Here is a 10,504-nt window from a genome sequence, read left to right as displayed (position 1 = left end):
CTCTTATCTTCTGTGAATTTTAAAACGATAAATCTATAGCAAACGCCTAGAGCCTGCTGACCTTTGCGGATTAAAATTCATTTAAATCAGGAGCTATTGAATCGCGGCGCGAAGTTTGTAACCTAGCGGGTTAAGTCAAAATTGAGCAAAGCGACCGCATCCTGATCACTCCCCTTACCTACATCCATTTAGACAACAAAGAGGAAATCCCCCCTAGGCACAACCCAAAGGGCAGCGCCTGTTTGGCATTGATGCTGCGTTATCACCTTAAAAAGTAAACAGGCCCTAGATATATTACCTTTTTTTACTACACTCAATTAAGAGTGCTTAGCCTTAAATATTAGAGCTTACTCTGATTAGGTAAGCTTTAACTTAATAAAATTTCAGTAAATACTGAGAAACCATTAAACACTCAAGCAATTACCTTTAAATACTCTTAAATAAGAGCAGGTGTAACAACACACAATAACGACCAAACATATTAACTTATTGAGAACAGCTATGTCGTACCTTCGTCGATTTACAATTTTTCAGCGATTAGCGCTATTAGTATGCGTTGTTGTTATTGGCTTAATGCTGTTAAGTGTTACCACATTAACTCAGCAATATGATTCGTTGAAAACCGAGCAACACACTAAAACAAAAAACTTGGTTGAATCTGCGCACAGTATTTTTAGCCACTTTTACGCACTACAGCAAAGCGGGAAAATGAATGAGCAACAAGCCAAACAAGCTGCGCTCAATGCACTAAAAGCATTGCGTTATGATGGTGATAACTATTTTTGGGTTAATGACTATACACCAACAATGGTAATGCATCCTTTTAAACCAAACCTCGTTGGCAAGTCATTAAGCAATACCAAGGACCCTGATGGTGTATTGCTATTTGTTGACATGGTTAACTTAGTAAAAACACAAGGTGAGGGGATCATTCCTTACAAATGGCCAAAACCTGGGGCCGATAAACCCGTTGATAAAATTGCCTACGTTAAAGGCTTTAAACCTTGGCAAATGATTGTAGGTTCAGGTGTTTACATTGACACAATAGATGAAGCTTTTGCACACCTTCGCAACTTAGTGATTATTAATGCAACTGTTATTATTTTACTGCTAATTGGGCTTAGTTACTTAATTGCTCGCAGCATATTATTACCCACAAAACTTGCCGCAAACATGATGAAAGATATCTCTCAAGGTGAAGGCGATTTAACTCAAGCACTTGATGAGCAAGGAAATGATGAAGTATCACGCCTTTCTCGCCACTTTAATTTATATACAAATAAAATGCGTGAATCACTCAAACATGTAGCGTTAAGTGCAAATAACGTAAATCAATATGCGCACAATATTGATGAGGCAAGTAAAACAAATTTATCAGTCATCGAATTACAAAATGATAGCTCAACCCAAGTTGCCACCGCTATGGCGCAAATGACTAACCAAATACATGATGTAAGTCGCAATGCTGAAGCTGCAGAGCACGCCGCATCTGAGGCGGCAACTAACGCATCTGATAGTAAAAATGTGGTAGCACAAACGATCAAAGCAATCGAAACGCTGTCGCATCATATCGAAACAGTAAGCCAAGTAACGGCTGATTTAGCGCAAGAGAGTAACAACATAGGGTCGGTACTGGATGTTATTCGTGGCATAGCTGAACAAACAAATTTACTTGCATTAAATGCGGCCATTGAAGCAGCTAGAGCAGGCGAGCAAGGTAGAGGCTTTGCTGTTGTCGCAGATGAAGTACGAACGTTGGCCAGCCGAACAGGTAAAAGTACCGACGAAATTCAGGCCATGATAGCCAAACTACAAAAAGGCGCACAAGCTGCTGTTGAAGCTGTTACTGCAAGTCAGCAACTATCTAGTAGTACAGTTGAACAAGTCGGCACGGCTAACAGCTCACTTTCTGAAATTGAGCGTCTTGTCACTGTAATTACAGACATGAACAGCCAAATAGCACGGGCAACTGAGCAACAGTCAAGCGCAGCAGATGAAGTAAACCTTCGAATTAATGAGCTATCGCAATCAACAGAACAGTCATTACAAAACACGACTCAACTATCTGATGCCAGTGATAATTTAAAACACAGCAGCCAAGAACTAAATGATGTAGTCAACCGCTTTAAATTAGATTAATACAACCTCAAAAAACATAAAGCCCCGCCAATTTGATTGGCGGGGCTTTTTATTTAACCTGAACTTTGGTTATTTAGCGCTTAGATTACAAACAGTAGCGAGCGAATAAGCTACTTAAACCTGCTGCTGTTGGTTTACCATGTTGCCAATCACCACCCTCGACACCGCTACCGGCTATATCCATATGAACATATGGAATTGGGTGAGCAGACTCACTGCCATGCTTATCCAACCCGCCAACTACTGCTAAAAATGCCATTGGAAATTGGTGGCCTCGGGCAGTGACCGCAGACGCTGCATTGTTACTTGATAACACATCATCAGCCAAAGTACGTGGTTTGATAAAATCGTAATCTTCACGACGACTACGTGATACTTCAGCACCATCAGCCCATAAATCACCGCAATCGGCCAATTTACGTGACACTTTAGCAACACGTGCAGGGCCATTTTCAACATAAGCACTGTAAGGCCCCATTGCACGGGCAGCATGACCTGTTAATGTTGCAACAGTGAATAGCTCTGGGTTAACTTCATTTTTAGCAAGGTCTTTCATCTCACTTAATAAATCACCCATCGCCAAGCGCCCTTCGGCATCAGTATTACCAATACGAACGCGAACACCTTCACGGCTAGTAATTATTTCATCTGGAACAAAACAATCTGAACCAATTGAGTTACGAACCACGGCTAAAAAGGCAATAACCTTAACGCCTTTTGGTTGAAAGTCAGCAACTGACTTCATAAAGCCTGCAACCGATGCTGCGCCGCCTTTATCTCGACTCATGCCTGCCATGTAGCCACCAACTTTTAAATCTGCGCCACCTGTATCGTAAACCAAACCTTTACCAACGAACATTAACGTGCGGGTAACTTCTCCCTCTGGAACATATTCAAGTTTGACTACTCGTGGATGATGACGCTCTACCGCATACGATGCACGGGCAACCGTACTCATCATTGGGTAATCTTTATCAATCGCTTTGATATCTGAAATGACTTCGACATTTACGCTAGAGTCTTTAAATAAATCAACACAATAATCAGCAAATCTTGGTGGTGCCATACGCTCAGGTTCAGTACCACACAAATCACGTGCTGCGTACTGCCCAGCTGCAATAGCGTTAACGGCTTTAATCGTTTGTTCTGAAGCACCAAATAGCGCGATTTGTGTAATAGGCTCAATACCTTCACCGTGGTGCTCACGGGCTTCAAGCGGTTGCCACAATGCTTGACATGCACCTAAGTAAGCAACTTCTAACGCATATTGATAACGAGAGTCTTGGCTTGCCTGAGGAAGGAAAATGGCTGGTTTTTTACTACCTGATGCTTTCGCTTCGTTAATTGCTAGTTTAGCAGCATCAAAGTAACGGCGCACATCATCGTAATCACGGTTTAAAGGACCTGTAGGCGCTAAGATTACTCGTTTAGAGTCAATAACAAGTAATGTAACTTGTTTACCAATACGTGCATCAACAGCCATTTGAGCTTTAATTGCTTTGCTCAAATTAGGATCGTCTAGCTGTGAAAAGTCATCAGCAATAAGAATGAGCGCATCATGTTTTGCGTTATCGAGCTGCGGGGCTGCAACTGCATGTGGGTATGCCATAAAAAAAGGTCCTGTTGTCAAAAAGCTCAGGACCTTATTATCATTTATTTAAGTACCTATTGCCAGTAATGTGAGATGAGTCAACACATCGCTGGCAACTAAGTTTTACAGCTTAAACTGCCTGCTATTTAACAGATTTAAATGCATTATCGCGGCGGTGTTTTGCAATAACAGACCACGCTTCAAGCATTACGAATACACTGATCACCAGCACAACAACATCAAGTATCACAAGTAACCAATTACCTTGCTGGTAATATTCGCCTAATTTAATAATACCCGCGAAGAATGCCATAACTAACACAAAGCTCATTGGGATCAAAGTATATCGCGCAGGACGATTAGCTTTAATCAGAATCACCGAGATAACCAATAAAGTTAAACTTGCTAAAATTTGATTCGTCGAACCAAACAGAGGCCATATAATCATTCCCCCGCTTCCGCTGGCGCCACCTGCACCAAACGCAAGTAATAAGCAGCTCAAAACAGCAATGATTGTTGCTATAACACCATTTTTAATCACTTTGATATTATAGATATCACCCCACTCTTGGATAATATAACGCTGTAAGCGTACACCAGAATCCATTGTAGTCCCTGCAAATAACACCACCATAACAGCAAGCAATGTTGACGCTATTTCGTTGGATATACCCCAACCGCTTTCAATCAAATTTGCGCCACCATTAACAAAGGCTCCCACACTACCCGCACCTAGGTGGCTATAAATTTCATGCCACTCCTCAGGTGATACAGCTAAGGCAACACCACTGACAGCCACCAGCGTGATTAATGCAAGCATACCTTCACCAACCGCACCTAAATAACCTACAAAGCGACCATCCGTCTCTTTATTTAATTGTTTAGAGCTAGTCCCTGATGACACAATGCCATGGAAACCAGAAACGGCACCACAGGCAATGGTCACAAATAACAGTGGGATAATACTTGGAGTATCTATGGCTGTTTGCGTATTAAATGCAGGCGCCGTGATATCTGGCATAGACACAAATACTGCCCCGTATAACAGCACTAAACCAACAAGTAATTGCATACCATTAATAAAATCACGTGGTTGCAATAACATCCAAACTGGTAATAAAGACGCAATCGCAGCGTAAATAAATAAGATAATTATCCAGTTTGCATTCGCAGATAAACCGAACAACTCATCTGGTAACATTATTGGCATGCTACTGCCTAAATAGATGGTGTAGTACAAGATCCCAACGCCAATAAAACATAATGGGATAAGCGATACTTTCTTGCGCAGTAGCTGACCTATAACAAGTGCCACCACAATGGCTGACCATGCAGGAAACACTGCATTAGGGCTGTTAATAAACGACTTTGCAATGACCACGCCAAATACGGCATTAACCATCAACAATACAAGGAAAACAACAATCATAAACAGAGCTCGAGTACGTTTGCCTATAACCGACTCTGAGAGTGCTCCCATGGACTTGCCTTTATTGCGCGCACTCGCCCACAAAGCGCCCATATCATGCACACCGGCGAAAAATATGGTACCAAACACAACCCAAAGAACTGCAGGCACCCAGCCCCAGTAAACAGCAATAGCGGGCCCTACAATTGGCGCAGCTCCGGCAACTGAGGTAAAATGATGCCCCCAAAGAACGACTTTGTTTGTTGGCACATAATCCACACCATCTTCTAACTCATGCGCGGGTGTGACAAAATTGTCGTCCATCTTGAAAATCTTCTCGGCGATAAATTTAGAATAAACAAACCAACCAAAAAGCATTCCAACCATACCCAGCAGTACAATTACAACTGATTGCATAGCATTCTCTCTTATAATTAAAATTGATATACCCGTGTGTGCACAAAATACAAGCAAGGTTGAATGTGGCACGTTATTTTGACAGCAAATTTAAAAAATATAATTATCCATTAAATGAGCAAATCGGTTATATACGTTTTAAAAAACACGTTACCTAATTGTATTTATGACTTTAAAAAGGCAGGTGACCATTTACTCGTAGCAACGTTTATTCCCCACTTTGTTAGAGCTTTCAACCTGATTTTTTGAAGCGACACAATAGAATTATGTTCAATCTACACCCTAACAATAATTCCCTTATTATGACTCTAAACCTTTAGTCTAATATGCTTAACTGAAGATGTTGTTGTGGTTCGCTTTTGATACCAACTCCAATCCCTAGCAGCCGCACGGGCTGCTGGTTTCCACGCTCATATGCTTTAGTTAACAGCTCACTCAAGATGCCTGAGTTAAGTTGGTGAAATGCCTGATCTGCTGACGTTACTACAAAGTTTGCGAACTTTACTTTTACGCTTAATTTATTAATTTTCTGCTCTAACTGCTGCTTGGCTAACCGACGAGTTAGCTCCTCTAATAACGAAGGTAATTGTTCTAAGCACTCTTGTAAGCTGGTTTTGTTGTATTCATAAGTATGTTCAACACTTAGCGATTTTCTAATCCGTTCTGTTGATACAGTGCCAATGTGCAACCCCGCACACTTTTGGTATAGCGACACACCAAAGTTACCCACATGCTGTTGCATCCAGTTAATCCCCTTTTCGCATACATCAGCCCCGGTATATAATCCTTTTAAATTAAGCTTCTCTAATGTGACCTTACCAACACCGGGGATTTTTCCAAGTGGTAGGGTTGCTAAAAAGTCGTCTACATTTTCTGGCAGCACAACACATTGACCATTTGGTTTATTTTCATCACTGGCTATCTTGGCAATAAACTTAATAGGTGCGATTCCTGCTGAGGCGGTTAATCCGGTCGTTGCAAATATATCCGCTCTTATTTGCTGCGCTATTAAGGTTGCACTGCCTTTGCATGCAGTGCTGTCGGTCACATCAAGGTATGCTTCATCTAGTGAGAGGGGTTCTATTAGGTGTGTATAATCTTGGAAAATCGCGCGAATTTGTTGAGATACTTCTTTGTAAACATGCATACGTCCAGGCACGATCACTAAGTCAGGGCATAATTGTTTTGCGTGGTAGTTCGACATCGCAGAGCGTACGCCATATTGCCTAGCAATATAATTAGCGGTCGAGAGCACCCCTCTGCGGCTCTTTCCCCCTATCGCCAAGGGAACATTCGCAAGCGATGGGTTATCTCTCATCTCAACTGCTGCATAAAAGCAATCCATGTCGATATGAATAAACTTTTTCATTTCCCAAACCAAACAACTGTATATATGAACAGCTATTATTAATTAAGTTTTATCGATTAGCAAGTTCGTTAATTTGATTGAGGGTTAAGGGATTTTTTACGCGTAACTAACTTATGACCAAATAACCAAAAAACACCTTCAAACGCAAACCCCATCACAATCAAAATAATGACACCTGACGCATTTCCCATTGCATAAAAAGCAAGCGACAAACAAAGCAGAACGAATAAAGCTATCCACTTTAATACTTTCTCTGTAACCAATTGCATAATTAACTCCTTTAAGCCAAAAATTAAAAATGAAGCGGTAAATACCATTTAGCTTTTAAATATAGTGATGTTTTTATAAAAACTCTAATCTGCTTGAGCTCAAAGCACCATATTGCTAACCTAAAGACTCTTAAAATTAATAGAGCTTTGCTATGCAATCGTTTATAGAACAATACCCTATCCACACTAAAATAAATGTAGCGTGGGGTGAAATGGATGCCCTGCAACACGTCAACAACGTGGTATATTTTCGTTACTTTGAAACCGCTCGCATTGACTTCTTTAATCAAGTAAACCTACTCGAAGACTTGCAAACAACCGGTGTTGGTCCGGTGATCAGTGAAAATAATGCCCGCTATAAACGCCCGGTAACTTTTCCTGACACCGTACTTGTGGGTGTAACAATTAGCGATATTAAAGCTGATCGTTTTATGATGCACTACACTGTTTTTAGCCAGCAACAAAATGCCATAACAACCGTTGGATCATCACAAGTCGTTATGTTTAATTTTAAAACAGGTAAAAAAGCAACCTTAAGTGACCCGCTCATCGAGGCGCTAAAAACTTACTCGCAAGAATAAAAGGAATCACCATGTTATATAATCCATTAGGTAGAAGTGGAATCAATGTTTCTCGCGTATGTTTAGGAAGTATGACTTGGGGCCTGCAAAATTCACAAGCTGATGCAGATGAGCAAATAGCCTATTCATTGGCCTGCGGTGTTAACTTTATTGATACCGCAGAGATGTACGCAGTCCCACCTTCTGCTGATACCTACGGTAAAACAGAAGCGATCATTGGTGATTGGCTGTCACGTAATAAAGCTAAACGTGATGATGTTGTTATTGCGACTAAAATTGCGGGCAATGGCTTACCTTGGGTAAGAGAAGGTGGCGACATAACACGTCAATCAGTTATTGATGCTGTTGAGGGCTCACTCAAACGCTTAAAAACCGATGTAATCGATTTATACCAGTTACACTGGCCAAATCGCTCAACCCCTCACTTTGGCCGTCATTTTCCAGGAACAATTCGTTTTAGTGAAGCAAACACCGAACAAAACACAGCCAGCATGCTCGATATTCTAGAAGGGTTAAATGACTGTGTAAAAGCAGGAAAAATAAAACACTGCGGTTTGTCTGATGATACGCCTTGGGGCATTAGCCAATTTTTACGCCTAAGTGATGAACATAACTTGCCACGCATGGTGTCTATTCAAAACGAGTTTAGCCTTATTCATGGTAAAGATTGGCCTTACCTAATAGAGCAATGTATTCATGAAGATGTTGCGTACCTTCCGTGGTCACCTCTTGCAGGGGGGATGCTCAGTGGCAAATACCAAAATGGAGCTCGCCCAGCAGGCAGCCGTTGGACAATATCGCAACGTAATGGTTTGTTTCGTAATACCCAAGCCTCAGAGAAAGCAATCGACCAGTACATCGCGATTGCCAGCGAACTAGGCATTACACCAGCACAACTAGCCCTTGCATGGTGTAATCAAGTCGATGGTGTGTCATCAACAATAATTGGTGCCACCAGCATGACACAGCTTAAAGAAAATATAGATGCATTTAATATTCAACTCAGCGAACAAACGTTAGATGATATTGCACAGGTATATCAACAATTCCCTGCCCCTTTTTAATACATACTCTTGATAAAATAATGAGCTGCTATTGGTTAATCATTAGCAGCTCATTAAAAGCCTTCTATAATTAACAACAGGATAAAATAATATAGTTGGGGTTTATTAATGATTAAACGATGGAGCAAAAACAACGCAGCGCTTTTATTACTTTGGACATCAGGCGCATTCGCTAACACAACTGATAACATAACAGAGATTACATGGCTACAAAGTGACACTCCCCCTTTTCGCCTAGATAAAACAGAACTCACACCTTACGGCGGGTTATGTGACAACCTCGTTGAGCAACTGATTGAACACTTACCCTCACTTAAACACACCCGTATTGTGATGCCACAAAAGCGCATTGGCAAAAATTTAGACGAAGGTAAAAATGCCTGCTTTCCATACATGATTTACCGTAAAGAAGATACCGCAAGAGCAACCTACTCAGTCCCCACAGCGGTTTATCCCCCCTTTAGTATTATTACCACCGCTAACAATGCGACTAAAATAAATAATAAGCACGGACAACCCGTGCAACTTGTATACCTGCTTATTGATCCCGAGTTTGTTTTTGGTCAAAGTGCAGCGAGAAAATTCACGCCTAAGCTAAATGAGATTGCAAAAAATACGCAAACCTATAATTCAGCTTCTTTAAGCTGGGGTAGTGAAAATGAATCTAAAACTGTGATCTCACGTATTAATCATGGGTATATTGACTATACGATTGATTACCCATTCATGGCAGATTACTTCAACCGAGAAAATGAGCAAAACACTATTGTTGCTTTAAACTTTGAGGCGAACCATGCGCCAATTGTACTGGGTGCTATTGGTTGCTCCTCAAGTGCCCCAAATGGGTTTGGTCGCAAGGCTATTGAAAAAATAAACAAGGTGTTGACGCAAGAAGTACTTCCTTCTAAAGCGTATCAACGCAGTCAACTATTTTGGTTAAAAAACTCATTTAATAATTTTAATTAAATTTACCAGCAAAATATATTGGCTAAACCGCCTGCCAAGACACCTCAATAAGCGACTGCTCTGCACATAATAAGTGGACCTTAAAAACATCCCCAGCGATTACCTTTCCTACACCAGCTGGTGTGCCAGTCATAATAATATCGCCATCATTTAAAGTCATAAACTCACTTATTTGCGTTAATATATCTGCTGGCTTGTAAAGCATTAACCCCACATCACCTTGTTGCTGAAGTTGGTTATTAATACTGAGTGAGATTTTTAATTTAGCAATGTCATCCTGCTCTAATGCAACAAAATGACTAAATAAAGCGGAGCCATCAAATGCTTTCGCTCGCTCCCAAGGTAATCCTTTCGCTTTTAGTTTTGATTGTAAATCACGTTTAGTAAGATCTAAACCAACCCCTACAGCAGCTAAGCGACCATGCTGTACTTTAAAACAGATCTCAGTCTCAAAATGCAATGGCTCGCCATTATGTTCACTCGAAAGTTGACTGCTAATTGCTGTGTTTGGCTTATTAAACACCACCATCTGGTCGGCTATTTGATTGCCCAACTCGTTAATATGCTCAACATAATTTCGTCCAACACAAACAATTTTCGAGGGAGCTAACGATAAAGATGGGTTCATTTTTAATGGCCTTTATTTAGAGCTTAAACATAGCAATTTTTTATCAAATCACAGTAGCATAAAATTTAATGC

The 10,504-nt window shown here is 40.8% G+C and carries 9 protein-coding genes; 4 read left to right on the top strand and 5 right to left on the bottom strand.

Translation table 11 applies throughout. The features are described from left to right. Nucleotides 1–501 precede the first annotated feature (501 nt). Nucleotides 502–2,139 carry a methyl-accepting chemotaxis protein gene (locus ACFI4Z_RS09800; protein ID WP_462670421.1) on the top strand — a complete coding sequence of 546 codons (1,638 nt, stop codon included), beginning with the start codon at nucleotides 502–504 and terminating at the stop codon, nucleotides 2,137–2,139. 85 nt (nucleotides 2,140–2,224) lie between these two features. On the opposite strand, the gene ACFI4Z_RS09795 is transcribed toward ACFI4Z_RS09800, so the two are convergent. The 4 genes from ACFI4Z_RS09795 to ACFI4Z_RS09780 all read right to left on the bottom strand — a co-directional run bounded on the left by ACFI4Z_RS09795 (nucleotide 2,225) and on the right by ACFI4Z_RS09780 (nucleotide 7,193). After that, complete coding sequence (locus ACFI4Z_RS09795) at nucleotides 2,225–3,748, bottom strand: M17 family metallopeptidase (RefSeq protein ID WP_462670420.1); 1,524 nt, start codon at nucleotides 3,746–3,748, stop codon at nucleotides 2,225–2,227. Nucleotides 3,749–3,872: 124 nt separating this feature from the next. Beyond that, the gene (locus tag ACFI4Z_RS09790; RefSeq protein WP_462670419.1) at nucleotides 3,873–5,555 is read right to left on the bottom strand and encodes a carbon starvation CstA family protein; all 1,683 of its coding nucleotides are present in this window, start codon (nucleotides 5,553–5,555) and stop codon (nucleotides 3,873–3,875) included. 316 nt (nucleotides 5,556–5,871) lie between these two features. After that, nucleotides 5,872–6,924, bottom strand: coding sequence for a DNA polymerase IV (dinB, locus tag ACFI4Z_RS09785; protein ID WP_462670418.1), 1,053 nt, complete (start codon nucleotides 6,922–6,924; stop codon nucleotides 5,872–5,874). A 68-nt stretch (nucleotides 6,925–6,992) separates the two neighbouring features. Continuing rightward, the gene (locus ACFI4Z_RS09780) at nucleotides 6,993–7,193 is read right to left on the bottom strand and encodes a hypothetical protein (protein ID WP_462670417.1); all 201 of its coding nucleotides are present in this window, start codon (nucleotides 7,191–7,193) and stop codon (nucleotides 6,993–6,995) included. Between the two features lie 152 nt (nucleotides 7,194–7,345). On the opposite strand from ACFI4Z_RS09780, the gene ACFI4Z_RS09775 reads away from it, so the two are divergent. The 3 genes from ACFI4Z_RS09775 to ACFI4Z_RS09765 all read left to right on the top strand — a co-directional run bounded on the left by ACFI4Z_RS09775 (nucleotide 7,346) and on the right by ACFI4Z_RS09765 (nucleotide 9,804). Continuing rightward, nucleotides 7,346–7,774, top strand: coding sequence for an acyl-CoA thioesterase (locus ACFI4Z_RS09775; RefSeq protein ID WP_394192736.1), 429 nt, complete (start codon nucleotides 7,346–7,348; stop codon nucleotides 7,772–7,774). An 11-nt stretch (nucleotides 7,775–7,785) separates the two neighbouring features. After that, complete coding sequence (locus tag ACFI4Z_RS09770; RefSeq protein WP_462670416.1) at nucleotides 7,786–8,838, top strand: aldo/keto reductase; 1,053 nt, start codon at nucleotides 7,786–7,788, stop codon at nucleotides 8,836–8,838. A gap of 108 nt (nucleotides 8,839–8,946) precedes the next feature. Beyond that, nucleotides 8,947–9,804 (top strand): ABC transporter substrate-binding protein, encoded by an 858-nt coding sequence (locus ACFI4Z_RS09765; protein WP_462670415.1) that lies wholly within the window; start codon nucleotides 8,947–8,949, stop codon nucleotides 9,802–9,804. 22 nt (nucleotides 9,805–9,826) lie between these two features. Here ACFI4Z_RS09765 and ACFI4Z_RS09760 read toward each other — a convergent pair whose 3' ends face one another. Further along, a complete protein-coding gene (locus ACFI4Z_RS09760; RefSeq protein WP_462670414.1) occupies nucleotides 9,827–10,432 on the bottom strand; it encodes a fumarylacetoacetate hydrolase family protein in 606 nt (201 codons plus the stop codon). Nucleotides 10,433–10,504 lie beyond the last annotated feature (72 nt).

It is taken from the genome of Pseudoalteromonas sp. RWi3 (genome assembly GCF_054960735.1).
The sequence above is the reverse complement of the archived record's forward strand: the minus strand, read 5'-3'. Positions and strand labels throughout refer to the sequence as shown.

Excerpts from the sequence above, each read along its gene's own strand:
- ACFI4Z_RS09770 (WP_462670416.1), top strand. The coding sequence starts at position 7,786 with ATGTTATATAATCCATTAGGTAGAAGTGGAATCAATGTTTCTCGCGTA.
- ACFI4Z_RS09775 (WP_394192736.1), top strand. The coding sequence starts at position 7,346 with ATGCAATCGTTTATAGAACAATACCCTATCCACACTAAAATAAATGTA.
- ACFI4Z_RS09765 (WP_462670415.1), top strand. The coding sequence starts at position 8,947 with ATGATTAAACGATGGAGCAAAAACAACGCAGCGCTTTTATTACTTTGG.
- ACFI4Z_RS09790 (WP_462670419.1), bottom strand. The coding sequence starts at position 5,555 with ATGCAATCAGTTGTAATTGTACTGCTGGGTATGGTTGGAATGCTTTTT.
- ACFI4Z_RS09800 (WP_462670421.1), top strand. The coding sequence starts at position 502 with ATGTCGTACCTTCGTCGATTTACAATTTTTCAGCGATTAGCGCTATTA.
- ACFI4Z_RS09760 (WP_462670414.1), bottom strand. The coding sequence starts at position 10,432 with ATGAACCCATCTTTATCGTTAGCTCCCTCGAAAATTGTTTGTGTTGGA.
- ACFI4Z_RS09795 (WP_462670420.1), bottom strand. The coding sequence starts at position 3,748 with ATGGCATACCCACATGCAGTTGCAGCCCCGCAGCTCGATAACGCAAAA.
- dinB (WP_462670418.1), bottom strand. The coding sequence starts at position 6,924 with ATGAAAAAGTTTATTCATATCGACATGGATTGCTTTTATGCAGCAGTT.
- ACFI4Z_RS09780 (WP_462670417.1), bottom strand. The coding sequence starts at position 7,193 with ATGCAATTGGTTACAGAGAAAGTATTAAAGTGGATAGCTTTATTCGTT.